This window comes from Schaalia odontolytica (assembly GCF_024584435.1).
Taxonomy (GTDB): domain Bacteria; phylum Actinomycetota; class Actinomycetes; order Actinomycetales; family Actinomycetaceae; genus Pauljensenia.
In genome coordinates, this window is the sequence record NZ_CP102197.1 from 1,806,644 (window position 1) to 1,828,489 (window position 21,846).

A 21,846-nucleotide genomic window follows, 5' to 3' on the forward strand; every position below is an offset into this window, starting at 1 on the left:
GATCCTGCACACCGATGAGGAGCAACCCTCGCATGAACGAAGAACTCGCCGCCTACATCACTTACCTGTGCGAACTATCGGGACACACAACCCGGATCGACGACGATGTGATCCTCGTCGAGCCGGGTGAAGACTTTATCTACGACGCATTCACTATGCGGAAGAACTATTACGTCTACGGCCACTACAACAGATACGCTTTCAGCGGCACGCGGTTTGGGTCCGAGTTCTTCGAGATCTTCAAGAAGTTCGCGATTATGCATTTCGCTGCCGACATTCGCACTGCTCACGACCTTTCCCCGATCACATTCCCGGTAATTTCCTTCCCACACCCGAACTATTCCATCGAGAACGTATCAGGCGGCACGCACAAGCTGATCGATACACGAACGGCAGTTCCTACGACTTTTACGACCATCACACCGGATGCCCTCGTGTCTCTGTCGTACCTGATGGGCACGTCAAGCGAGGACTTACTCTCCCTCGTCCTCGAACCATCCGGAGCCGGATATGCCGCGTTGTACCAGCACGACTAAGGGCTCCCTGCTCCCGCTGCTAGCTCACGGAACACGAGACGAGAGCGTCGGTCACACCTCCTCGCCTCGTAGGACGGGAGGAGGTGTGCCATTTCGCGCTCGCCCGTCAGTTACGATGTCCGCAGAGGCAACGACCCGAAGGAGTGAGTGCCCATGTTGGAACAGTTCAACGACCTGATTTCCACAATCTGTACGAACTCTTCAATAGTTCAAGAGGTACGCAAAGATAGATACTTTTTTACAAATGATGGGAGCATATACGATTCGTTCTGGAAGTTTGGAGGATATTACAAGTTTGCTACAACAGAACGTCTATCCTATGGTGGTGCACACCTGTGGACATGCAACCCAATTGGGCTCTTCATAATTGAGGGTGTAGTTGGGTTTGAATCCTCCGGTTTCGAGGAGTGCTCGCGTGATGTAGTGGGTGAGGTTTCGGAATCCGAGTGCGGATCCGCGTAGGTGTTCGAGGCGGCCGTTGATGGCTTCGGTAGGACCGTTGCTGGTGTGGGGATGATCGAAGTAAGCCAAGATGTCTCTGGCTCGGCGTTTGAGCGTTCTGCCCAGCGTGATGAGCTCGGTCAGGCCCCTCGGTACGCGCGTGGAGGTCAGTGTGTTGATTTCGGCTTGCATCAGGGCCTTGCCGCGGATTTTGTTGGGATCGCGGTAGGCGTCGATAATACTCTGGTACACGCTCCAGGTGACTTCGAGTGCGACGTGGCAATCGCTGGCGAACAGGTCGAGGATCTGGTGTTGCTGGCGTGGGGTGAGCAGGCAGGATCTGGTGTGTAACATCCTGCGGGCCTTGTACAGGGGATCCGTGGCACGCCCGCGCCGATGGTGGAGTTCTTGCTGGATGCGCCTGCGGCACTCATCGAGAGCATCACCGGCGAGGTGTACGACGTGGAAGGGGTCCATGACCGCCCTCGCGTCTGGGAGCTCTTCGGCGGCGGCGCTCTTAAAGCCGGTGAATCCATCCATTGCGACGATCTCGATGCGTTCGCGCCACGTATCGGGCTGGGAGGCCAGCCAGGTTTTGAAGACCCGCTTGGATCGGCCCGGAATCATATCCAGGAGCCGGGAGGGACCACGACGGTCTCGTATAGGAGTCAAGTCCAAGATGACGGTGACGTATTTGTCCCCGTATGGGGTGTGTCGCCACACGTGTTCATCCACGCCAATGACGCACACCCCCTCGAAACGATCAGGATCATTGATGAGTATGCGCTGGCCTTCACCTAAGATCGCGGTATTGGCAGTGTTCCACGACACGGCCAATACGTCGGCGACGCGCGCCACCGTCAGATGGTGGACCACCAGGCCTACCAGCGCCCAGCGCACCGCTGCACGCGAGAGCTTCGCGCGCGGGTCGGCCGCTGCACTCATGTTTTGACGCCACACGTGAGCACACTCTGGGCAGCGGTAGCGGCGCACGCTCACGTGCAACATGGTGGGGTGCCACCCGTAGGGTACGTGAGCCAAGCGCCTGACCACCGTGTCACGTACGACGCCCTCACCCCCACACTGTCGGCACCACCGATCCTCACCCACTACCTTGCAGGCCAAGACGGTCCGATCGTCTCCTACACGTTGACCCATCACTTCCAGTCCTAGGTCATCCAGGCCCGTGAAGGCGCTCAGATCAGGGCGATCAAAGGTAGCATTGGACATGTCGAGGTCTTTCAGATGGACGGTGTCGGAACCCCCATCATCGGAAGACCTCGACCTCTACCCCGCCACGACACGCCGAACCCCGCATACCACCCCCACACCCTCAATTATGAAGAGCCCCCAATTGTCGCAAAGTATGAGCTAACTATCATCCTCGGAAACTGCGTTCGTTGCGCAAACTCCTGGAAACCTATAGCACTACCAGCAGAGACAAACGCGATTCAAAAGGCATGGTCATTGACGCCACTCCCGAACTCTACCGCTGTCGAGTGTACTTTTGAAGACAATCCCGACTTTACTTTCGGAACACTTGAAACTGAACGATGGCTGCCACTTGCCAAGCTGATGAGCATGAATCTTGATGATGCAATTCAGCTCTACCTTACTGAATAGCCTCCATTCAACCTTTCATTGACGAGCACGGGTCAGACCTGTGCCGACTCGGAGATGCCGAGGGCAAGTTCGCGGCCGCAATGCACAAGGACGGCACGGTTCCATCGTTTGGCGAGCGGGGATTGTTCCAGCCCTTTTCGCTGGGCGCACCGGATATGCACGCACGCCTGACCGGAGACCTTCCCGAGGGACACATCGTCAAATACGGCCAGGTCGCCCCGGCTTTTGGCCAACCCGGAGGGGCAATACAGCTGCAGATATGGGGACCTGACGAAAAGACGGGTATCATCAGGGAGTTGACACTAAGAGAGTGGAAGAAGCGGGGGATCATTGAGTATGTCAAACACGATTAGCGAAGATGAGTTCATCAAGACCCTGGTTTCCTTGCTCGAGCGAGAGCTTTACATTGTCAGCGAGGATCACGTGTGGTTTCGGAGCAACGATCTTAATGTCATGATCCACGCGTGGTACGAGGACGGTTTCTACTCGGGCGGGTCAAGCGAACGCCTCTCTCCCCCTGGCACCAGCATGTGGGCAGATTCTCTTACCCCCGTGAAGCAGTGGCTGCTCATGTACAACTTTGATCTACTGCGCTATTGCCTCGGCCTCGAGTATTTTGACATCAGGTTTCGGGAGCTGCTGATCGCGCCGAACTGGTCCCACAGGCCCGGCCCCAATCAATACTCCCTTGAGCTGTGCCACAACGATCAACCCACCGGCGTCTTCGCAGGCAAATGGTCTGACGAAGCCACCAACCTGACATGGTTCCTGAACCACACGCCCGAGCGCCTCCTCGAGATAGCCCACATCGAGGACGTCGAGGAGGCCCGCCAGGCCCTCTTCGGAACCACACACATCCCCTTCAACAAAGAAGACGACTGACACCGGATAGCCCTGCTATCTATTCAGAGAAGCAGACGCCCCCGGGACCATTGATCATGACGAACACGATTAGCAAAGATGAGTTCATCAAAACCCTCGTCGGCCTGCTCGACCGCGAGCTTTACGTTGTCAGCGAAGAACACATATGGTTTCGGAGCAACGATCTCAACGTCATGATTCACGCATGGTGCGAGGACGGTTTCTACTCGGGCGGGTCAAGCGAACGCTTCTCTCCACCGAGCACCCGCGTGTGGGCAGATTCTCTTACACCGGTCAAGCACTGGTTGGTCATGTACAACTTCGATCTACTACGCCATTGCCTCGGCCTCGAGTATTTTGGCATCAGCTTCAAACGACTGCTGATCGCGTCACACTGGTCCCACAGACCCGGCACCAATCAATACTCCCTTGAGCTGTGCCACAACGATCAACCCACCGGCGTCTTCACAGGCAAGTGGTCCGCTGTTGCCACCAACCTGACATGGTTTCTGAACCACACGCCCGAGCGCCTCCTCGAGATAGCCCACATCGAGGACGTCGAGGAGGCCTGCCAGGCCCTCTTCGGAACCCCACACATCCCCTTCGACAAAGAAGACGACTGAGACGCGGCCGACCTGCTACCAATTCAGAGAAGCAGACGCCCCGGGACCGTTAACTATGCCGAACACGATTAGCAAAGATGAGTTCATCCGGACCCTCATTGCCTTGCTTAAGCGAGAGCTCTTTGGGCTCTTCATAATTGGGGGTGTAGTTGGGGTTTGAATCCTCCTGTTTCGAGGAGTGCTCGGGTGATGTAGTGGGTGAGGTTTCGCAAGTCCGAGTGCGGATCCGCGTAGGTGTTCGAGGTGGCCGTTGATGGCTTCGGTGGGGCCATTGCTGGTGTCGGGGTGGTCGAAGTAGGCCAGGATGTCCCCGGATCGGTGTTTGAGTGTCCTGCCCGGTGTGACGATCTCTGTGAGGGAGCGAGGGACGCCCGCGTCGCTGAGACGGTCTATGTCGGTTTGCATCAGGGCCTTACCGTGGATTTTGTTGGGATCGCGGCAGGCGCCTGGTGATGTTCTGGTAGACGCTCCAGGTGACCTCGAGGGCGACGCGGCAATCGCTGGCGAACAGGTCGAGGATCCGCTGTTGTTGGCGTGGGGTGAGCAGGCAGGATCTGGTGTGGAGTATACGGCGGGCATTGTAGAGGGGGTCTGTGGCCCGGCCGCGCCGATGGTGGAGTTCTTGCTGGATGCGCCTGCGACACTCATCGAGAGCATCACCGGCGAGGTGTACGACGTGGAAGGGGTCCATGACCGCGGTTGCATCTGGGAGCTCGTCGGCGGCTGCGCTTCCCGCCCAGGATTCACCAGGGCAGTAGAATCGAGGTAGTCGATAGCGCACGCTGAGGAGGAGTAACTCTCGCATGAACGAAGAACTCGCCGCATACATCACCCGCCTGTGCGAACTCTCCGGGCACACAACGCGGATCGATGATGATGTGATCCTGGTCAAGCCGGGTGAAGGCTACACCGATGTCTACGAGGCATTCACGATGGTGAAGGATTACTACTCCTTCGGATATTTCGAAAGGTATTCATTCGGCGGGGCGGATTTCAGCTCCGCGTCCTTCGAGATCTTCAAGAAGTTCGCCATCATGCATTTTGCCGCCGACATTCGTGCAGCACGCCAGCTCCCGCCCCTGAGTGTCCCACCAGTGACCGACGTTCACCCCAGCTTTTCCATCGAATTCCGCGAACCGATTAGCTATCTACTGACAAGCAAAGCCTCGCCCATTCCCAAAACATACACAAACCTCTCCCCCGATGCCCTGGTGCCTCTGTCGTACCTGATGGGCACATCAAGCGAGGACCTGCTCTCCCTGGTCCTCGAACCGTCGGGAGCCGGATACGCCGCGCTGTACCAGCAGAGCTGACACCCCTCTCTCCCGCCTTGTGCTCACGGAGCACAGGACGAGAGCGTCGGTCACACCTCCTCCCCTCGTACGACGGGAGGAGGTGTACCATTTCGCGCTCGCCCGTCAGTTACGATGTCCGCAGAGGCAACGACCCGAAGGAGTGAGTACCCATGCTGAAAGAATTCGACGATCTCATATCCACGCTCTGCACGGACTCTCCAATCATGCGCAAGGAACGAGACGGCAGACTGTTCTTCACTGTCGATGGAATTCTCTTTGATTCTTTCTGGTACTCGACAGACAACTACCGCTTCGGCACGAGCGAACGCCCAAGCCATGTCGGCGTGACACTGCGAACCCCGAGTTCGACAGTTGCGAGATATGAGTTGCTGCGCCTTCTGGGCGGCTACAACCGATGGTCGCATGGGCGGCAGGCAGTCGAGCTAGCGACTGACCCGGAATCCCTCCAAGCAAGCTGGACGATAAGCCCCGGACAACTGTTCGGCGAGCAGATCCTGTCAATGCGCAGTTGCCCCGACATAGAGTTCACCTCGTTCGACGAACAACGCGCATACCAGCTTGCACATCTCATGCAGTATCCCTTTGAGGACGCACTAAAACTCTATCTGGGTGAGTAGAACCAACGCACCTAACAGGGGCTGCGTGCGCGGCTTCGTAGTCGATCGCTCTCGCGACCACCGCTTCAGCACACCGCACGTAGGTAGGATGGGGATAGCCTGCCTCGATGACACAATCGGCGTAGGCCCCAACCTAGCGAAGGGAGCCAGTCATGTGGGAAGAGTTTCGCAGCCTCGCGCTCCCACTCCTCGGCGAGCACTTTCCCCCGAATCTCGTCAAAGATAACGGTGACAGTATCGTCTTCGTTGATAGAAGAGAACGTCTACGTTTTTTTCTCACCGAGAGCGCACAAGGAATTACGATCGGTGACTACGAAGAACGCAATACCGTCGGTATTATCTTCACGAGCCCTTCCATTGAGTTGGCGACCATAGCACTGACGCTCCTCGTACGCGAGGGGCTCGGCGAGCTCGTCGATATGGACTATCCTCCGGACGAGCTGCTAGGCCCTGTGCCGGGCACCGACTACAGCATCACGGAAGACAGATCCAGAGGATTTCACCTCACCCACAAAACTGACAGCTCACTGAGCGCATACTGCGACTATTTTACATACGCTCGCGCAATTGCAGTCGCAGCTTCGGCACGCGGTGCGTAGGTAGGATGGGGGTGGCCTGCCTCGATGACGCAATCGGTGCAGGCTCCAACCTAGCGAAGGGAGCCAGTCATGTGGGAAGAGTTTCGGAGCCACGCGCTCCCACTCCTCGGCGAGCACTTTCCCCCGAATCTCGTCAAAGATAACGGTGACCGTCTCGTCTTTATCGATAGGCGTAGTCTGGCAAGCTTTTTCGTCACCGAGAACGCACGAGGACTTACCATCGGCCGCTACGAAGAACGCAATACCGTCGGTACGTTCTTCACGAGCCCTTCCATTGAGTTGGCGACCATAGCACTGACGCTCCTCGTACGCGAGGGGCTCGGCGAGCTCGTCGATATGGACTATCCTCCGGACGAGCTGCTAGGCCCTGTGCCGGGCACCGACTACAGCATCACGGAAGACAGATCCAGAGGATTTCACCTCACCCACAAAACTGACAGCTCACTGAGCGCATACTGCGACTATTTTACATACGCTCGCGCAATTGCACTCGCAGCTTCGGCACGCGGTGCGTAGGTAGGATGGGGGTGGCCTGCCTCGATGACGCAATCGGTGCAGGCCCCGACCGAGCGAAGGGAGCCAGTCATGCGGGAAGAGTTTCGCAGCCACGCACTTGCGCTCCTCGGCGAACACTTTGCCCCTGAGCTCATCAAAGATAACGGCGACAGCGTTATTTTCACCAGCAAGCGTGACAGACTTAAATTCCGACTTGCCGAGGAAAACGGAAAGATTAACATCGGGTACTATGGTGAGCGCAACACCATCGAGACATTCTGCTCAACGCCCTCACATGAGCTTGCTACCGTATGCCTCAAGCTCCTTGCACGCGACGGCATGGACGAGTTTGTGGATATTACGTATACGCCACGCGAGTTCTTAGGCCCAGTGCCCGACACGGAATTCAGTATTTCTAAAGACCATCTGCCACTTTTCCAGCTCACCTCGACTATCAATCCCACGGTATCCGCGACATGCCAATCATTCGCACGCGCTCAAGCTATCGCCGAGGCCTCGACCCCCTCGCTGGGTTCACCGCGGCCGTAGAATCAAGACAGTCGATACCTCGCCTCGAGGAGGAGCAACCGTCACATGAACGAAGAACTCGCCGCATACATCACCCGCCTGTGCGAACTCTCCGGGCACACGACCCGGATCAAGAAAGACTTAATCCTGGTCGAGCCGGGTGAAGACTTTATCTACGACGCTTTCACCATGGTCGAGGAGTACTACGCCTACGGCGAGGTCGATAAGTACTCATTCGGCGGGGCACGCTTCAGCTCGGTCTCCTTGGAGATCTTCAAGAAGTTCGCCATCATGCACTTCGCTGCCGACATTCGCGCAGCACACCAGCTCCCACCCCTCAACCTCCCACCAGTGACCGACGTTCACCCCAGCTTTTCCATCGAATTCGTAGAGCCGATTAGCTACCTCCTGACAAGCAAAGCCTCCCCCATTCCCAAAACATACACAAACGTCTCGCCAGCTGCGCTGCTCTCATTGTCATATCTGATGGGCACGTCAAGCGAGGACCTGCTCTCCCTCGTCCTCGAACCGTCCGGAGCCGGATACGTTGCTCTCTTTGAGGATCTACCCGCTTCCACGCCCACTGGCGCAAAACTCCAGAACAATAGCAACCACGTAGGCATCCTCTGATCGCAGCGGGAGGACCACCACCATGCTCGAGCAGCACACTGAGCTCATCGAACGCCTTTTGTGTGGCTCATTGACCAGGACACGGGAGTTCAACCAGGCGCTGTCTTTCACGAATGATGGCACCCTCTATTTCACTGTCTGGGACAAGGATGGAACCACGTTCTTCTCATGGTCGGAAAGAGAACCATCGACTAGTGCTGATCCTCAGACTGATTTTAATTCCGTCGCTGCCTACGTATTAACGACGGAGCTGGGATCAATGCGTGCCATGGCACTGCATTTCGACCTCCCGAGATTCCCGAGAAAGATCGATCAACTCCACCCATCATGGGTAGCCGACAAGACTCAGTGGCCACCCACCTTATTCTACCACCGCATCGACGATCCAAGCGTCCGCTTTTATTCGAACATTCCATCCATTGCCGTGCCCATCACGCATGCGATGCAAGACGATCTCGAAGACCTCCTGAAGAAGTACAAGGCCTAAGCCAACAGTCGGAGCACTTCGGAGCTCTCTCCCTCCAGCGCACACGCATTGTCGGGCCAGCCAGCCTCAAGCCCTCGACAAACGACTCAGGAAAGCATGAGACACTACGGACTATGACAACAATCAGCGACGACGAGTTCATCACGAACCTGACCTCACTCATGAACAGGCCTTTGAAGGCATTGAGCGAGGATCACGTCTACTTCCACGGTCCAGATCCTCAAATCATGATGCACGTCTGGCACGAGGACGGCTTTTATTTCGGCGGCACAAGCGAGCGCTCGTACAATCCGGGACCTGAAGTTCGCGCCAACGACCTCATCCCAGTTAAACAATGGCTCGTGATGGAATTGTTTGACTTTCTCCGAATGAGCCAGCACCTGGACGCTATCGGGATCGCATTCAGGCGCCTATCTCCCGCCCCAAGCTGGTCTCAAAATCTCGAGACAGGGGAACTATATTACGAGGGCTCATCCACGGGGATCCTCACGGATGACTTATCACGTGCCGCCGCGAATCTTCCTTGGTTCCTCAACCACTCGCCCGAACGACTCCTCGAGATCGCACACATCGAAAGCACCAAGGAAGCCTGCCAGGCCCTGTTCGGCATGCCACGCGTCCCCTTCGCTAAGCCCACGGACAGACGGAAGTAACACATGCTGTGGGAAGAGTTTCGTAGCCTCGCGCTCCCACTCCTCGGCGAGCACTTTCCCCCGAATCTCGTCAAAGATAACGGTGACAGTATCGTCTTTATCGATAGGCGTAGTCTGGCAAGCTTTTTCGTCACCGAGAACGCACGAGGACTTACCATCGGCCGATACGAAGAACGCAATACCGTCGGTACGTTCTTCACGTGCCCTTCCATTGAGTTGGCGACCATAGCACTGACACTCCTCGTACGCGAGGGGCTCGGCAAGCTCATCGATATCGAATATGCTTCCGACGAGCTTCTAGGCCCCGTGCCGGGCACCGACTACAGCATCGCTGATGAAGGTACCGATGGTTATTATCTGACGCACAAAACTGACAGCACACTGAGCGCAGATTGCGACTATTTTACATACGCCCGCGCAATTGCACTCGCAGCTTCGGCACGCGGTGCGTAGGTAGGATGGGGGTGGCCTGCCTCGATGACGCAATCGGTGCAGGCCCCAACCTATCGAAGGGAGCCAGTCGTGTGGGAAGAGTTTCGTAGCCTCGCGCTCCCACTCCTCGGCCAGCACTTTCCCCCTGAACTCATCGAAGACAACGGTGACAGTCTCGTCTTTACTGATAGGCGTAGTTGGGCAAGCTACCTCATCACAGAGAACGCACGAGGCATCACCATCGGAAGGTACGGTGAACGCGATATCATCGACCCGATCTTCACGAGCCCTTCCTTAGACCTAGCCACCGTGGGTCTTACCCTCCTCGTACGCGAGGGGCTCGGCAAGCTCGTCGATATGCACTATGTTCCGGACGAGCTTCTAGGCCCCGTGCCGGGCACCGACTACAGCATCGCTGATGAAGATACCGATGGTTTTTATCTGACACACATAACTGGCTCATCCCAAACGAGGGTGGGTGGCGGGGGTGGCGCGTCGGTCTCGGGGTAGGCGTCGAGGTCTTCACATGATGGGAGTTCTCACGCTCCCCATCAGGAAGACCACGACATGCCCGACGGTACCTTCACCACGCCCGATCTGACGACGTTCTGCCGCCTGGACGGTCTCGGGTTGGAGGTGACCGGGCAGCGCCTCGAGCCGGATCGTGCAGTGCTGGCTTGCCGGGTTGTCGATGATGACCGGTGGTGCCGGGGGTGCGGCTGTGAGGGCAGCGTGCACGACGTGGTCACGCGCCGGCTGGCGCACGAGCCGTTCGGGTGGCGACCCACGACGCTGCTGATCGCCGTGCGCCGCTACCGGTGCACCGGCTGCGGGCGGGTGTGGCGGCAGGACACCACAGCCGCGGCCGAGCCGCGCGCGAAGATCTCCCGGGCTGGACTGCGGTGGGCCCTGCTCGCACTGGTCGTGCAGCATCTGAGCGTGGCCCGGATCGCCGAAGGGCTCGCGGTCGCGTGGGATACCGCGAATGAGGCCGTTCTGGCCGAGGGCGCGCGGGTCCTGATCGGCGACCCGGCACGGTTCGACGGGGTCGCGGTCATCGGGGTCGACGAGCACGTCTGGCGGCACACGAGGAAGGGCGACAAGTACGTCACCGTCGTCATTGATCTCACCCCGATCCGCGACGGGACCGGCCCGGCACGGCTGTTGGATATGCTCGAGGGCCGCTCCAAGGCCGCGTTCAAGACCTGGCTCGCCGACCGGCCCCAGGCGTGGCGTGACGCGGTGGAGGTGGTCGCGATGGACGGGTTCACCGGGTTCAAGACCGCCGCCGCTGAGGAACTCCCGCGCGCGGTGGCGGTCATGGACCCCTTCCACGTCATCCGGCTCGCCGGGGATGCCCTGGACCAGTGCCGGCGCCGGGTCCAGCAGGACCTGCACGGCCACCGAGGCCGCAGCAACGACCCGCTGTACCGGGCCCGGCGGACCCTGCACACCGGAGAGGACCTGCTCACTGACCGGCAACGCGAACGACTCATGGTCCTGTTCACCAATCCCGAGCACGTCGAGGTCAAAGCCACCTGGGGCATCCTCCAACGGATGATCGCCGCCTACCGCCACCCCGACAGGGCCACCGGCCGGGCGGCGATGAGCGCCGTCATCGCCGCCCTGCGCGACGGCGTGCCCGCGGTCTTGGCCGAGCTCCGTCGCCTGGGTCGAACCCTGAACCAGCGCGCAGCTGACGTGCTGGCCTACTTCGAGCGCCCGGGGACCTCCAACGGCCCCACCGAAGCCCTGAACGGGCGGCTCGAACACCTCCGCGGATCCGCTCTCGGCTTCCGCAACCTCAACAACTACATCGCCCGCTGCCTACTCGAGACCGGCGGCTTCAGAACCCACCCTGCATTGGGATGAGCCACATAACTGACAGCACACTGAGCGCAAAATGCGCATATTTTACATACGCCCGTGCTCTCGCCGAGGCCTCGGCCCCCTCCCTGGATTCGCTACGGCCGTAGAATCAAGACAGTCGATAGCGCATGCCGAGGAGGAGCAACCGTCACATGAACGAAGAACTCGCTGCATACATCACTCACCTGTGTGAGCTATCCGGGCACACAACCCGAATTAAGAATGACTTGGTCAAGGTCGAGCCGGGTGAAGACTTTGTCTACGACGCATTCACCATGGTCGAGGAATACTATGCCTACGGCCACGTCGAAAGATACTCATTCAGCGGGGAAGAATTCGGATCCGCGTCCTTCAAGATCTTCAAGAAGTTCGCGATTATGCATTTCGCCGCAGACATTCGTGCAGCACGCCAGCTCACACCCCTTGAAGTCCCGCCCGTGACCGACGTTCACCCCAGTTTTTCCATCGAATTCCTCGAACCGACCGCGTACCTGCTGACAAGCAAAGCCTCGCCCATTCCCAAAACATTCTCAACCTTCTCGCCAGCTGCGCTGGTGTCTCTGTCGTACCTGATGGGCACGTCAAGCGAGGACTTGCTCTCCCTTGTCCTCGAACCGTCCGGGGATGGATACGTTGCTCTCTTTCAGCGGTAACCCACATGCTGTCTCACCGTTGCCAAACGTTTATGCCCAAAGAATGGATCTCCCAATGCTAGAACAGTTGCAATCCCTGACGCAGAGGATCTCGCACGCAGACTTGAGCGTACAAAACATCGGAAATTGTGATTACGTACTTGACGCGCCTTACGCGCGGTACTACCGATTCCGATTCGCTGATGGATTCTACGAAGTAGGTTCATATGAGCGACACGCTCCCGATAGCTTCAGTTTTCAGACGCGCAATGAAACTATTGCCCTCTATCAATTCACACGAATCATTGGAGGATTGTACCGAAGCGCCCAGAGTTACAAACAACTGGCCACACCGTCCGGCTGGGCTGCCCTTCAGCTGGGGTGGACTGTTGAGCGGCCAGACATAGCATTTAGGTCTTTCAACGTTACAGAAGATAATGATCCGTCAATGCACTTTTCTACCTCTGAACCAGAATCCCACATTATTTTGACGTATTTCATGTCTTTTCCTCTCGATTCACTGATCGATATTTTCCTCGATCCATCTGGCGGCAAGCTGGGTACCGATCATAAACATATCCACGCTCTCTCGTTCTAGTGGCCACCTATCACAGACGAGTATCAGCTCAACCATCAGGGAACCGACTCCAACGACCACACGACGAAAGAACAAAGCATGAACCCCGCGACGATCATTAAAACACTAACGAATTCTGCAGCATTCCGTGCTGACATTGCTTCAGAGACCTACCACATCACCTGCGAGACCGACACAGCTACATCCATTTATATTGATCTGAGCTCACAAAGCGTCACCAGTACTGATGACGACAAGCAAACCACGGTGAGCACACCGAATACCGCCGTCTTTTGTTTCGCCATCGTTTTTCGCTTAGCACCCTTGTGGCGCCAGGCAGAAGGACTGAAGACAATCCGCGGAATGCACACCTTCAGTAATCTTGAAACTGAATGGATATTGTGCCGAGAAACACTAGAAGACCCCCGTTTCCTCTTCCGGAACGCCAACGATCCATCGCTCGTTTTCTCGACGACAAACCCAAACATGGACGCCGTCATTACGAAAGCAAGCTCACTAGATCTCAGCGCTCTCCTCACCGCCTACACGCAGCCCGAACCATCGCACGTCTACGCACTGATGTGAGCACACGGTCGAAGCGCATAGACTCCTCAACGAAGCACCACACGACGCCCCCAAGAAGGACCACCACCATGCTCGAACAGCACACCGAGCTCATCGAACGCCTCCTACACGGCTCGTTGACCAGAACAAGTGAATTCAACGAGGGTTGGACTTTTACAAATGATGGCACCCTCTGTTTTTCCGTCTGGGACGAGGACGGGAACACCTTCTTTGCATGGTCGGAGAGACAACCGAACACCGCTGCTTCCGTGTACACGGATAGCGACACCGTCACGGCCTACTTGTTGACGACGGAGTTGGGATCGAGGCGTGCCATGGCACTGCATTTCGACGTACCGAGGTTCCCGAGAAAGATCGATCAACTCCACCCGTCATGGACAGCCGATAAGACCCAGCAGCCACCGACCTTGTGCTACCACCGCAACGACGATGCACGCCTGCGCTTCTACTGCTCCTCGGAATTCTACGGTGTACCCCTCACCCACGCGATGCAGTACGACCTCGAAGACCTCCTGAAGAAATACATGGCCTAAGCCAATAACTAACACCACGCGCGCCGACGAGACCACCGGCCTCGGGCAAGCCAGCCTCAAGTTCTCGACCAACGACTCAGGAAAGCATGAGACACTACAGACCATGACAACGATCAGCGACGACGAGTTCATGACGGCCCTGACCTCACTCATCGATAGGCCTTTGTGGGCACTGAGCGAGGAACACGTCTATTTCAACGGTCCAGATCCTCAAATCCTTATACACATCTGGCATGAGAACGACTTCTATTTCAGCGGAACAAGCGAGCGATCATATAATCCACGAGGCGCAATTCGCACGAAGGACATAACCATAGTTAAACAATGGCTCGTGATGGAATTGTTCGACTACCTTCGCCTTAGCCTGCACCTGGAGGACATCGGCATTGCGTTCAGATGGCTCTCTCCTGCTCCAAGCTGGTCACAAGATCTCAAAACAGGGGAACTTCTCTACGAGGGGGCACCTACGGGTATCGTCGCGAATATCTCAACACGTGCTGCCGCAAATCTACCCTGGTTCTTGAAACGCTCGCCCGAAAGACTCCTCGAGATTGCCCACATTGAAAGCACCAAGGAAGTCTGCCAGGCCCTCTTCGGCATGCCGCGCATCCCCTTCGAGAAGGAATGAGCAGTGGTGGCAGATCTTGAACGACAGCGTTTTAAGATCAACCGCTACACGCTCAACGCTGCATCGAAGGGCATGAGAGCTCTTAGCCAACTCTCATCGCGACGTATCGTTCACCTAGCTGAGGGTTCTACGCAATTCACAGAGCACACGATGTCACGACAGGTGGCTCGACTACATCACCGGGGAGATGACCCCCGCCGAATTTAGAGACTGATACAGTACCCCTGAGCATTATCGCGTTGAGCATCCAAACACTAATCGCAGCCACAAGTACGAAGGCCTCGACAAATGAACATCTTTCTCACGGCGAATATGAAGACATTTGAGGACTTTGTCGCCCTCTACTCCGAGGGGGACGAGGCGCGCGCGAACCGGGGGCGTTCCCTGTTCAGTTACGCTCTCGGGAACAGCAAAGCGGAGGAGCGATACAAGATCGTCGACTTCCTGCTTGAGCGCAATCCGTCGTTCGCCCACAAGTCCGGCGACGGGGCGTCACTCCTGCACATCCTGCTGGGCGCCGTCAAGCACGACCCCGCGCGCGACGCCGCCATCGCACAGGTCCTGGTCGACCACGGGGAGACCTTCAACTGCCTCGATTATCGTAAGCGCCTCCCCCTCCAGTACCTACTCCCACTCCACCGCTACTCCGACGAGGACCTGACGCCCATCTACGACGTCGTCTTCGCGTCCCCCGACCCGGGTTTTACGACCGTCGTCGACGGAGGCAAGCCCTTCCATGAACTCGTCCGCGCATTCGAGGACCGGCAAGCCCTCGCCGACCGCATCGACAACTACCTGCGCGCGCAGGGTGACACCCACTGACAGGAGGAATGATGCGTCCCACCTACATTCGCGGCGCCGGCGCCGCCATCGTCTCGCGGAAGATTGTCGAACGAAGCGGCAACATCAAGTGGCTGAATCGCGACGCACCGCTTGCACCGGAAGACTCCGGCTGGCGCGTCCTGTCCGACCGGGACACCGTCGAGTACCTGGACGATCCTAAGAACATGACCGTCGTTGACTTCAACGATCTGTGCGACATCGAGCCAGCCTGCATCGGTATCTACGACCTGCCGATCGGCTCCGACATTCAACTCGTCGTCGAACCTGACGGACGTCGGCGATGGTTCGATAACAAGACCATGAAGGAGATTTCCTTCCGCTAACCCACGCAGCGGCCCTGCCCTCACTGGTGAGAGAGCCACACGAGGGTCGCATACGGGATCGTCACCTGCTCCCCCGGCGCGTAGCCGAGGTGCTCGTAGAGGTACCAGCGCAGATTCGCCTGCATGCGCTCGCGCCCGGCCGGGGACGACCTGATGTACGAGGAACGCGTGGTCCCCAGGGTCAGGATCTGCTCGGGGGTCATGACGTCCTCCCAGGCGACCTGGGTCAGGCGCATGGAAGCAAAACCACCCCCCGGCGTGGGCGGCCTGTCGGGGCGGTGCACGTCGCCCGAGCGCATGATGCGCGTCAGGCGATGCACCCACGGGATCGACACGGCCATCTGATTCCACACGATCGCGAGCACGCCTCCGGGCGCGAGCATCCGGGCCGCCTCGATGCCCGCACGCTCGGAATCCACCCAGTGCCAGGACTGGGCAAACACAACGATGTCGTACATGCCATCCGGCAACCTCGTGTCCTCCGCGACGCCCGCGTGCCAGGTCACGCCGGGCACCGCCGAGGCCTGGGATCGCATCACCTCCGAGGGCTCCACCGCGTCAACGAGGACGCCGGCGCGAGCCAACAGCTCGCTCATCTTGCCGGTGCCCGCCCCAACGTCGGCGGCCCGCAGGGGGACTCCGGCGCGGGCCACGCCGCCTCGCGCGGGTACGGCCTGCCCGGCCGCACCCCGGCCCCGCGAGCGCGACGCCGCCCCCAGCAGGGCGGCCACGGCCTCGTCCGGGTAGGCGGGGCGCACCGAGTCGTAGGAACCCCCCTCGCGCGCGAAGGGATTTCCTCCATCCTCGGCTGACACCGCGTACGGCAACGCGGCCGCATCGCTGGCGCGCGACCGATCTGCCGTCTCGCCCGGCCCGCTCACAGGAGCGAGCTCCCCAGACGACACACGTTGTCGACGTAGTGCACGTGCCAGGGCTGGCCGCGCCACTCCTCGTAGGTCAGCTCGCGAGAGCGCTCGCGCGTGCGCTCATCGTTGGCGAGCAGCAGCTCAACCAGACGGGAGCTGTCGGCGACCAGCGTGATCTCGTAGTTGAGGCCGAAGGAGCGCACGTCCATGTTCGACGAGCCAATCGCGCACAGGCTCCCATCAACGACGACGTACTTGGAGTGCAGCATCGTGGGCTTGCGGTACAGGTGGACGCGCACGCCCGCCTTCAGGAGGGGCCCGTAGTAGGAGCGCTGCGCGTGCCCCACGAGGAACTGGTCGAACTGCTCGGAGACGAAGAGATCGACCGTGACGCCGGACAGGGCCGCGTTCGTCAGGGCGGCCATGAGGGCCTCGTCGGGGATGAAGTAGGGGCTCGTGATCGACACGTGGGTGCGCGCCGAGGACACCATGGCCACGAAGGCGCGCAGGTTGGGCTCGCCCCTGTAGGGCGGCCCCGACGGGACGATCTGCATCGACGAGGCCTCGGCGTCCTCTCGCCGGGCCTCGGCCCGCGTCTCCGAAGGGTTCAGGAGGGCGGGCGTGAGGACCTCTTTGCACGCGTAGTACCAGTCGACGGCGAAGACCGCCTGAATCTGGGCCACGATCGCGCCGGTAACAGCCACGCTCGTGTCCTCATACGTGATGCCCGCCCGCGCGAAGGCGGGCGTGTCGTAGTCCGGCGCGACCAGGTTGTGGGAGCCGACGTAGGCCTCGCGCCCATCGACGACGAGGAGCTTGCGGTGATTACGCAGGTCGGGGCGGCGTATCTGCCCGCGCAGAGGCGCGAAGGGCAGCATCTCGTGCCACTCGATGCCCGCCTCGGTGAGGCGCCGACGGAAGTCCCGATGCCCGGGGATCGTGCGCATGCCGTGGTGGTCGACCAGGAGGCGCACCGTAACCCCGCGCCCCGCGGCGCGCGCGAGGGCCTCGTAGAAGGGAGCCGTGTACTCGTCCCACGAAGTCTGGTAGTACAGGGCGTTGACGTGGTGGGTGGCGCCGTCGACGCTGGCGGCCATCGCACGGAAGGTCTGTGCCGTGTCGTTGTAGAGGCGGGTGACGCGGCCGCTGGAGGCCGGGAAGCCGCTGAGCTCACCCGTCATGCGCATGAGGGCGCTGGCCGGGCCCTCGACGCCGGGCGACGCCTCGTCGGACTCGGGTTCGGGGGGAACCGAGGCGGCGAGGATGCTATCGACGAGGGAGCGGGCCTCGGGATCGTCGTCGAGGCGACGCCCCATCGCCCACCACGAGCCGAACACGACGTAGAGGGGAACGCCCACGAAGGGCATCAGGAAGATGAGGAGCAGCCACGCCGTCGACGTGGCGGCGCGCCGGTGCTTCGGCACGACACCGAGGGCGACGACGCGGATGGCAAACTCGACGGCCCCGAGGAGGAGCCACGCCCACAGCGGCGGTTCGGGGGGTGGCGCAAACATGTGTCTATGGTACAAAGCGCGCCAGGTCCTGGGCCGCCCAGCGCTGCCAGTGCGGGGCGTAGGTCGCGCCATCCCGGGCGAGTGCCCGGCGACGACGCTCGGCCTCGCCGGGGTCGGCCAGCCAGATCGTCAGGTCCGCGTCCGCCTCGACGGCGCCGCAGCCCTCAATGATCGTGGGCCTGGCCGGGACCCTCCTGGTCCGCCCCACCGTGTCCGCCTCCCAGTCCCATGCGACGTAGGAGGAATCCCTGCCCGCGCGCAGGTCGGCCGCGATGGCGCGGGCGACGCGCGCGCCGGCGTCCAGGCCGTCCCAGCCGGGGTACCAGTCGTCCATGTGGAGAACCTGCCACGTCGAGTCGGCGGCGGCGAGGGCTCGGGCGAGGGTGCTCTTGCCCGAGCCCGAGTATCCGTCGACCGTGACGACGGGGACGCGCATCACAGGCCCGGACACGCCCGCAGGCTGCTTTTGCGCGACCTGGGCGCCGAATCGGCGACGGAGCGCGCGCAGGAGCGGGGCGAGGCGGCGCGAGGCCTCCTCGGGTGCGACACCCACCGGGATGGTGATGGCGCGCCTGCCGCCAGAGCGCGAGCTCGTCCACGCCTGAGGTGTCATCGGCCTACCGGGGCGAAGGTGCCCGTCCAGATGCTCACGCCGAGCGCGATCACGGGAATGGCGAGGGCGACGACCATGAGGACCGCGTCGGCGCCGCGCATGCGGGAGGGGCGCGCCCACGTGCGCGCGCCCGCCGCGCCGAAGCCTCGGGCCTCCATGGTGGTGGCGAGCTTGCCGGAGCGGCGCAGCGCGAAGACCAGGAGCGAGAACGCTCCCCTGAGGAAGGAGCGGACGCGGGAGGCGTCCCCGACGCCGCGGGCGCGCCGCGCACGCTCGAGGGCCTTCCAGTCGGCGGCCATGAGGGAGGTCATGCGCGCACCCGCGAGGGCGGCGAGCACGGGCCGGGCGGGCAGGTGGAGGATCTGCGCCAGCCCGTCACCCATGTCGGTCGGGTCGATGCGGTCGAGAAGCCCGATCGCGGGAACAACCATGGCGCACATGCGCAGCGCGATACCCAGGGCCAGCCAGGCGGAGTGCTCGGAGACCACGGCGGGCCCACACTCCCAGAACACCCGTCCTCCCGGCGCCCCATACAGGAGCATGGAGAGGGCCGCGAGGGGCGCGGCCACCAGCAGCGGCGTGGCCTTGAGGGCGAAGCTGCGCAACGAGACCCCCGACAGGGGGAGCAGGACAAGCTCAAGGGCAAGGGCGAGGGCCGCGCTGACCGGGTCGATCGAGGCGAGCAGGGGCGTCGTCGCAACCAGGAGGGCGAGCACGCGGGCCACGGGGTTCGTGTGACGCAGCAAGCCACGAAGCCCGCTCCGCCGAGTCTTCGCCGATTCTGCGCGCCCACCACGGGCGTTGTCGGCGGGGGAGGCGTCGGCCTCGTCCCCGGATTCCTTGGACGCGCCGCGGCTGCCCAGCTCACCCAGGTCGATGACTCGGTCACCCATGGCCGCCACGAACGCGGGATCGTGGGTGATGGACACCAGGGTGACCCCGCGGGCGAGGGCTCCGCGTAGCAGGCGGACGAGGCCCAGCCACGTTCCCCGGTCCTGCCCGAAGGTGGGCTCATCCAGGATGAGCAGCTCGGGGGCGCTGATGAGCGCGGTCGCCACGGACAGGCGCCGCTTCTCGCCGCCGGACAGCGTCATAGGGTTGGCGCGGGCCAGGGCGGATAGGCCCAGGGCCTCCAGATGTTCCTCGACGAGGGGGCCGATTTCCTCTTCGTCGAGGCCCGCCGCGCGAGGCCCGATCGCGAGCTCGTCGGCGACCGTGGAGGCCAGGAACTGGTACTCGGGCTCCTGAAAGACCATGGAGACGCGCCCGAGGAGGCGGCGGCTGGGCCACGCGTGCGGGTCGCCGCGCTCTCCGTCAGCGGTTGCTATCTCGACGGCGCCCGCGATGGGGGGCAGCAGGCCGGCGAGGGTCAGGGCGAACGTCGACTTTCCCGCGCCGTTCGCGCCGACGATGCAGGTCGACACCCCGCGTTCGATCGACACGTCGATCCCGCTGCGCACGGGGGCGGCAGGGTCGTATCCGATCGTCAGATCGTTCGCGCGCGCAATCGTGCGTGCGGCCGCCGACGACGGGGGCGCCTGCCGATCCCCCGATTCCGGGGAGGGCAGCGGCCCGGCCTGGGCGGCGACGTCATCGCCGGGAAGCCAGATGCCGCAATCGCGCAGCTCTCGACCGCGCTGCTTGAGGACCTCGTCCAGGGGTCCGTCGGCCGCGATCCGGGAGTCGGCGACGACGATCACGCGATCAACCAGGGAGGCCCACACGTCGACCCGGTGTTCGACGACGACCAGGGTTGCGCCCGTGCGCTCCACGACCGACTCGACGGCGCGGCGAACCTCAGCAACGCCCACCGGGTCGAGGTTCGCGGTCGGCTCATCCAAGAGGAGGAGGCCCGGCCCCATCGCCAGGATGGACGCCAGCGCGAGGCGCTGCTTCTGGCCCCCCGACAGCTGCGTCGTCGGATGGTCGAGGGCGACATCCAGGCCGACGGCGTCCAGCGCGTCGCTCACGCGCGGCCAGATGTCGGCGCGAGCCACCCCCAAGTTCTCCATGCCGAAGGCCACGTCGTCGCCGACACGGGCCAGGACCACCTGGGCCTCGGGGTCCTGCATGAGCAGGCCGACGCGTCCGCGCGCACGCTCCGGAACAACGCCGTCGACGGTGAGCGTGCCGGTGGCCTCGCCCTCCTCGGCGCCCCCCAGGAGCCCGGCCAGGCCCCCCATGAGGGTCGACTTTCCCGACCCGGACGGACCCAGCACGAGGACACGCTCGCCGGGCGCAATGTCGAGGTCGACGCCCGATAGCGCGGCCCGCTTGCGCCCCGCGTGACGCCACCCCCAGCCGCGTGCGCGCACGCGCGCGCCCTCCCCGGGCGCGGCCGACGCGTCGAGGGAGGGAAGGCGCTGGGCGGAGGCGTCCACGGCCTCGTCCCCGGACCGAGAGTCAGACAAGCTCGCGCGTCCCCCGACCGGAGGCGAAGGCATTGAGGGCGCCCGTCTTCGCGAGCGCGCCCGTCAGCGCCCAGGCGAGAACGCCCGCCAGGAAGACACCGGAGACGACTCCGCACGCCAGGTAGGAGGCGTTGTAGAGGGCGCTCTTGGTGAGGTGCCCGGCGGTGAAAAGCTCGAGGACCCACTCCAGCGCGAAGGACGCAGCGCCGGCACCGGCCACGACCCCCACGTTGTAGCGGCGGTAGGCGACCAGGGCGAAGACGATCTCGGCGCCCAGGCCCTGCGCGATGCCCGAATACAGGGTCTCCACCGCCCACTGGGAGCCCAGCCCCATGGACACGGTGGCGGCGAGCACCTCGACGAAGAAGGCGGCGCCCGGCTTGCGGATGATGTAACCGCCGAGGGTTCCGCCCAGCAGCCAGATGCCGGTGAGGAGACCGCCCAGGCCGGGGGCGATGGCCTTGAGGAACTCGTAGCCCGCGTAACCCACCTGGTTCCAGGCGACGAAGATGAGGCCGCACGCGACGCCGAGGACGGCGGCGGTGACGATGTCGATAACCCTCCAGCGGAAGGAGGTGGTGGTAGCCATGCGAATGTCGTTCCCTTCGTGT

Annotated in this window: 27 protein-coding genes and 3 pseudogenes; 23 read left to right on the top strand and 7 right to left on the bottom strand. The window is 61.4% G+C overall.

Annotated elements, in window-relative coordinates; genetic code table 11:
• Nucleotides 1-32: 32 nt before the first annotated feature.
• The gene (locus NQK35_RS07970) at nucleotides 33-536 is read left to right on the top strand and encodes a hypothetical protein (RefSeq protein ID WP_257113811.1); all 504 of its coding nucleotides are present in this window, start codon (nucleotides 33-35) and stop codon (nucleotides 534-536) included.
• A 361-nt stretch (nucleotides 537-897) separates the two neighbouring features.
• Here the strand turns inward: NQK35_RS07970 and NQK35_RS07975 are convergent.
• Nucleotides 898-2,207: pseudogene (locus NQK35_RS07975) on the bottom strand (ISL3 family transposase).
• A 473-nt stretch (nucleotides 2,208-2,680) separates the two neighbouring features.
• Here NQK35_RS07975 and NQK35_RS10630 point away from each other — a divergent pair.
• From NQK35_RS10630 to NQK35_RS07985, 3 genes are read left to right on the top strand one after another with little or no spacing between them, the layout of a single operon-like run.
• Nucleotides 2,681-2,953, top strand: coding sequence for a hypothetical protein (locus NQK35_RS10630; RefSeq protein WP_373567032.1), 273 nt, complete (start codon nucleotides 2,681-2,683; stop codon nucleotides 2,951-2,953).
• Nucleotides 2,937-3,482 (top strand): hypothetical protein, encoded by a 546-nt coding sequence (locus tag NQK35_RS07980; RefSeq protein ID WP_257113813.1) that lies wholly within the window; start codon nucleotides 2,937-2,939, stop codon nucleotides 3,480-3,482. Before NQK35_RS10630 ends, NQK35_RS07980 begins: the two co-directional genes overlap by 17 nt.
• Nucleotides 3,483-3,538: 56 nt before the next feature.
• A complete protein-coding gene (locus NQK35_RS07985) occupies nucleotides 3,539-4,084 on the top strand; it encodes a hypothetical protein (protein WP_257113814.1) in 546 nt (181 codons plus the stop codon).
• 131 nt (nucleotides 4,085-4,215) lie between these two features.
• Here the strand turns inward: NQK35_RS07985 and NQK35_RS07990 are convergent.
• Nucleotides 4,216-4,814, bottom strand: a pseudogene (locus tag NQK35_RS07990) (ISL3 family transposase); the annotation flags it as partial.
• Between the two features lie 73 nt (nucleotides 4,815-4,887).
• On the opposite strand from NQK35_RS07990, the gene NQK35_RS07995 reads away from it, so the two are divergent.
• The 19 genes and pseudogenes from NQK35_RS07995 (at nucleotide 4,888) to NQK35_RS08080 (ending at nucleotide 15,831) form a co-directional block, all read left to right on the top strand.
• A complete protein-coding gene (locus NQK35_RS07995; protein ID WP_257113815.1) occupies nucleotides 4,888-5,397 on the top strand; it encodes a TNT antitoxin family protein in 510 nt (169 codons plus the stop codon).
• A 152-nt stretch (nucleotides 5,398-5,549) separates the two neighbouring features.
• A complete protein-coding gene (locus NQK35_RS08000) occupies nucleotides 5,550-6,017 on the top strand; it encodes a hypothetical protein (protein WP_257113816.1) in 468 nt (155 codons plus the stop codon).
• Between the two features lie 152 nt (nucleotides 6,018-6,169).
• On the top strand, nucleotides 6,170-6,616 hold the full coding sequence (locus tag NQK35_RS08005; RefSeq protein ID WP_257113817.1) for a hypothetical protein: 447 nt from the start codon (nucleotides 6,170-6,172) through the stop codon (nucleotides 6,614-6,616).
• 69 nt (nucleotides 6,617-6,685) lie between these two features.
• Complete coding sequence (locus tag NQK35_RS08010; RefSeq protein WP_257113818.1) at nucleotides 6,686-7,132, top strand: hypothetical protein; 447 nt, start codon at nucleotides 6,686-6,688, stop codon at nucleotides 7,130-7,132.
• Between the two features lie 69 nt (nucleotides 7,133-7,201).
• Nucleotides 7,202-7,660, top strand: a complete 459-nt coding sequence (locus NQK35_RS08015; protein WP_257113819.1) for a hypothetical protein — start codon at nucleotides 7,202-7,204, stop codon at nucleotides 7,658-7,660.
• A gap of 45 nt (nucleotides 7,661-7,705) precedes the next feature.
• Nucleotides 7,706-8,269 (top strand): TNT antitoxin family protein, encoded by a 564-nt coding sequence (locus NQK35_RS08020; protein ID WP_257113820.1) that lies wholly within the window; start codon nucleotides 7,706-7,708, stop codon nucleotides 8,267-8,269.
• Between the two features lie 22 nt (nucleotides 8,270-8,291).
• A complete protein-coding gene (locus NQK35_RS08025) occupies nucleotides 8,292-8,756 on the top strand; it encodes a hypothetical protein (protein WP_257113821.1) in 465 nt (154 codons plus the stop codon).
• 113 nt (nucleotides 8,757-8,869) lie between these two features.
• Nucleotides 8,870-9,409 (top strand): hypothetical protein, encoded by a 540-nt coding sequence (locus tag NQK35_RS08030; protein WP_257113822.1) that lies wholly within the window; start codon nucleotides 8,870-8,872, stop codon nucleotides 9,407-9,409.
• A gap of 3 nt (nucleotides 9,410-9,412) precedes the next feature.
• Complete coding sequence (locus tag NQK35_RS08035; protein ID WP_257113823.1) at nucleotides 9,413-9,862, top strand: hypothetical protein; 450 nt, start codon at nucleotides 9,413-9,415, stop codon at nucleotides 9,860-9,862.
• 69 nt (nucleotides 9,863-9,931) lie between these two features.
• The gene (locus NQK35_RS08040) at nucleotides 9,932-10,351 is read left to right on the top strand and encodes a hypothetical protein (protein ID WP_257113824.1); all 420 of its coding nucleotides are present in this window, start codon (nucleotides 9,932-9,934) and stop codon (nucleotides 10,349-10,351) included.
• Nucleotides 10,352-10,408: 57 nt separating this feature from the next.
• The gene (locus NQK35_RS08045; protein WP_009213505.1) at nucleotides 10,409-11,713 is read left to right on the top strand and encodes an ISL3 family transposase; all 1,305 of its coding nucleotides are present in this window, start codon (nucleotides 10,409-10,411) and stop codon (nucleotides 11,711-11,713) included.
• Between the two features lie 149 nt (nucleotides 11,714-11,862).
• Entirely contained in the window at nucleotides 11,863-12,363 is a 501-nt protein-coding gene (locus NQK35_RS08050) for a TNT antitoxin family protein (protein WP_257113825.1), read from the top strand.
• Nucleotides 12,335-12,940: a hypothetical protein gene (locus NQK35_RS08055; protein WP_257113826.1), complete on the top strand. Its 606-nt coding sequence runs from the start codon at nucleotides 12,335-12,337 to the stop codon at nucleotides 12,938-12,940. The genes NQK35_RS08050 and NQK35_RS08055 overlap by 29 nt, the downstream gene beginning before the upstream one ends.
• 78 nt (nucleotides 12,941-13,018) lie before the next feature.
• Complete coding sequence (locus NQK35_RS08060; protein WP_257113827.1) at nucleotides 13,019-13,504, top strand: hypothetical protein; 486 nt, start codon at nucleotides 13,019-13,021, stop codon at nucleotides 13,502-13,504.
• 68 nt (nucleotides 13,505-13,572) lie between these two features.
• Nucleotides 13,573-14,037, top strand: a complete 465-nt coding sequence (locus NQK35_RS08065; protein WP_257113828.1) for a hypothetical protein — start codon at nucleotides 13,573-13,575, stop codon at nucleotides 14,035-14,037.
• 103 nt (nucleotides 14,038-14,140) lie between these two features.
• A complete protein-coding gene (locus tag NQK35_RS08070) occupies nucleotides 14,141-14,665 on the top strand; it encodes a hypothetical protein (protein WP_257113829.1) in 525 nt (174 codons plus the stop codon).
• A 241-nt stretch (nucleotides 14,666-14,906) separates the two neighbouring features.
• Nucleotides 14,907-14,957, top strand: a pseudogene (locus tag NQK35_RS10635) (hypothetical protein); the annotation flags it as partial.
• Nucleotides 14,954-15,487, top strand: a complete 534-nt coding sequence (locus tag NQK35_RS08075) for an ankyrin repeat domain-containing protein (RefSeq protein ID WP_257113830.1) — start codon at nucleotides 14,954-14,956, stop codon at nucleotides 15,485-15,487. The pseudogene NQK35_RS10635 and the gene NQK35_RS08075, both read left to right, overlap by 4 nt.
• Before the next feature lie 11 nt (nucleotides 15,488-15,498).
• Nucleotides 15,499-15,831 carry a DUF2185 domain-containing protein gene (locus tag NQK35_RS08080; RefSeq protein ID WP_257114785.1) on the top strand — a complete coding sequence of 111 codons (333 nt, stop codon included), beginning with the start codon at nucleotides 15,499-15,501 and terminating at the stop codon, nucleotides 15,829-15,831.
• Nucleotides 15,832-15,851: 20 nt separating this feature from the next.
• On the opposite strand, the gene NQK35_RS08085 is transcribed toward NQK35_RS08080, so the two are convergent.
• Genes NQK35_RS08085 through NQK35_RS08105 form a run of 5 tightly spaced genes read right to left on the bottom strand, consistent with a single transcriptional unit; the run spans nucleotide 15,852 to nucleotide 21,824 of the window.
• Nucleotides 15,852-16,658 (bottom strand): class I SAM-dependent methyltransferase, encoded by an 807-nt coding sequence (locus NQK35_RS08085; RefSeq protein ID WP_257114786.1) that lies wholly within the window; start codon nucleotides 16,656-16,658, stop codon nucleotides 15,852-15,854.
• 50 nt (nucleotides 16,659-16,708) lie between these two features.
• The gene (locus NQK35_RS08090) at nucleotides 16,709-18,211 is read right to left on the bottom strand and encodes a phospholipase D-like domain-containing protein (RefSeq protein ID WP_257113831.1); all 1,503 of its coding nucleotides are present in this window, start codon (nucleotides 18,209-18,211) and stop codon (nucleotides 16,709-16,711) included.
• Nucleotides 18,212-18,215: 4 nt separating this feature from the next.
• Nucleotides 18,216-18,824 carry a hypothetical protein gene (locus NQK35_RS08095; RefSeq protein WP_257113832.1) on the bottom strand — a complete coding sequence of 203 codons (609 nt, stop codon included), beginning with the start codon at nucleotides 18,822-18,824 and terminating at the stop codon, nucleotides 18,216-18,218.
• Nucleotides 18,821-21,268: an ATP-binding cassette domain-containing protein gene (locus NQK35_RS08100; protein ID WP_257113833.1), complete on the bottom strand. Its 2,448-nt coding sequence runs from the start codon at nucleotides 21,266-21,268 to the stop codon at nucleotides 18,821-18,823. Before NQK35_RS08100 ends, NQK35_RS08095 begins: the two co-directional genes overlap by 4 nt.
• Nucleotides 21,228-21,824, bottom strand: coding sequence for an ECF transporter S component (locus NQK35_RS08105; RefSeq protein ID WP_257113834.1), 597 nt, complete (start codon nucleotides 21,822-21,824; stop codon nucleotides 21,228-21,230). The genes NQK35_RS08100 and NQK35_RS08105 overlap by 41 nt, the downstream gene beginning before the upstream one ends.
• Nucleotides 21,825-21,846: the final 22 nt, after the last annotated feature.

What these genes read in the sequence shown, in the direction of transcription:
- NQK35_RS08050 (WP_257113825.1), top strand. Translation starts at nt 11,863, where the DNA reads ATGAACGAAGAACTCGCTGCATACATCACTCACCTGTGTGAGCTATCC.
- NQK35_RS07985 (WP_257113814.1), top strand. Translation starts at nt 3,539, where the DNA reads ATGACGAACACGATTAGCAAAGATGAGTTCATCAAAACCCTCGTCGGC.
- NQK35_RS08075 (WP_257113830.1), top strand. Translation starts at nt 14,954, where the DNA reads ATGAACATCTTTCTCACGGCGAATATGAAGACATTTGAGGACTTTGTC.
- NQK35_RS08005 (WP_257113817.1), top strand. Translation starts at nt 6,170, where the DNA reads ATGTGGGAAGAGTTTCGCAGCCTCGCGCTCCCACTCCTCGGCGAGCAC.
- NQK35_RS08070 (WP_257113829.1), top strand. Translation starts at nt 14,141, where the DNA reads ATGACAACGATCAGCGACGACGAGTTCATGACGGCCCTGACCTCACTC.
- NQK35_RS08100 (WP_257113833.1), bottom strand. Translation starts at nt 21,268, where the DNA reads ATGCCTTCGCCTCCGGTCGGGGGACGCGCGAGCTTGTCTGACTCTCGG.
- NQK35_RS08090 (WP_257113831.1), bottom strand. Translation starts at nt 18,211, where the DNA reads ATGTTTGCGCCACCCCCCGAACCGCCGCTGTGGGCGTGGCTCCTCCTC.
- NQK35_RS08080 (WP_257114785.1), top strand. Translation starts at nt 15,499, where the DNA reads ATGCGTCCCACCTACATTCGCGGCGCCGGCGCCGCCATCGTCTCGCGG.
- NQK35_RS08020 (WP_257113820.1), top strand. Translation starts at nt 7,706, where the DNA reads ATGAACGAAGAACTCGCCGCATACATCACCCGCCTGTGCGAACTCTCC.
- NQK35_RS07995 (WP_257113815.1), top strand. Translation starts at nt 4,888, where the DNA reads ATGAACGAAGAACTCGCCGCATACATCACCCGCCTGTGCGAACTCTCC.
- NQK35_RS08015 (WP_257113819.1), top strand. Translation starts at nt 7,202, where the DNA reads ATGCGGGAAGAGTTTCGCAGCCACGCACTTGCGCTCCTCGGCGAACAC.
- NQK35_RS07980 (WP_257113813.1), top strand. Translation starts at nt 2,937, where the DNA reads ATGTCAAACACGATTAGCGAAGATGAGTTCATCAAGACCCTGGTTTCC.
- NQK35_RS07970 (WP_257113811.1), top strand. Translation starts at nt 33, where the DNA reads ATGAACGAAGAACTCGCCGCCTACATCACTTACCTGTGCGAACTATCG.
- NQK35_RS10630 (WP_373567032.1), top strand. Translation starts at nt 2,681, where the DNA reads ATGCACAAGGACGGCACGGTTCCATCGTTTGGCGAGCGGGGATTGTTC.
- NQK35_RS08000 (WP_257113816.1), top strand. Translation starts at nt 5,550, where the DNA reads ATGCTGAAAGAATTCGACGATCTCATATCCACGCTCTGCACGGACTCT.
- NQK35_RS08105 (WP_257113834.1), bottom strand. Translation starts at nt 21,824, where the DNA reads ATGGCTACCACCACCTCCTTCCGCTGGAGGGTTATCGACATCGTCACC.
- NQK35_RS08060 (WP_257113827.1), top strand. Translation starts at nt 13,019, where the DNA reads ATGAACCCCGCGACGATCATTAAAACACTAACGAATTCTGCAGCATTC.
- NQK35_RS08010 (WP_257113818.1), top strand. Translation starts at nt 6,686, where the DNA reads ATGTGGGAAGAGTTTCGGAGCCACGCGCTCCCACTCCTCGGCGAGCAC.
- NQK35_RS08045 (WP_009213505.1), top strand. Translation starts at nt 10,409, where the DNA reads ATGCCCGACGGTACCTTCACCACGCCCGATCTGACGACGTTCTGCCGC.
- NQK35_RS08030 (WP_257113822.1), top strand. Translation starts at nt 8,870, where the DNA reads ATGACAACAATCAGCGACGACGAGTTCATCACGAACCTGACCTCACTC.
- NQK35_RS08035 (WP_257113823.1), top strand. Translation starts at nt 9,413, where the DNA reads ATGCTGTGGGAAGAGTTTCGTAGCCTCGCGCTCCCACTCCTCGGCGAG.
- NQK35_RS08065 (WP_257113828.1), top strand. Translation starts at nt 13,573, where the DNA reads ATGCTCGAACAGCACACCGAGCTCATCGAACGCCTCCTACACGGCTCG.
- NQK35_RS08025 (WP_257113821.1), top strand. Translation starts at nt 8,292, where the DNA reads ATGCTCGAGCAGCACACTGAGCTCATCGAACGCCTTTTGTGTGGCTCA.
- NQK35_RS08055 (WP_257113826.1), top strand. Translation starts at nt 12,335, where the DNA reads ATGGATACGTTGCTCTCTTTCAGCGGTAACCCACATGCTGTCTCACCG.
- NQK35_RS08095 (WP_257113832.1), bottom strand. Translation starts at nt 18,824, where the DNA reads ATGACACCTCAGGCGTGGACGAGCTCGCGCTCTGGCGGCAGGCGCGCC.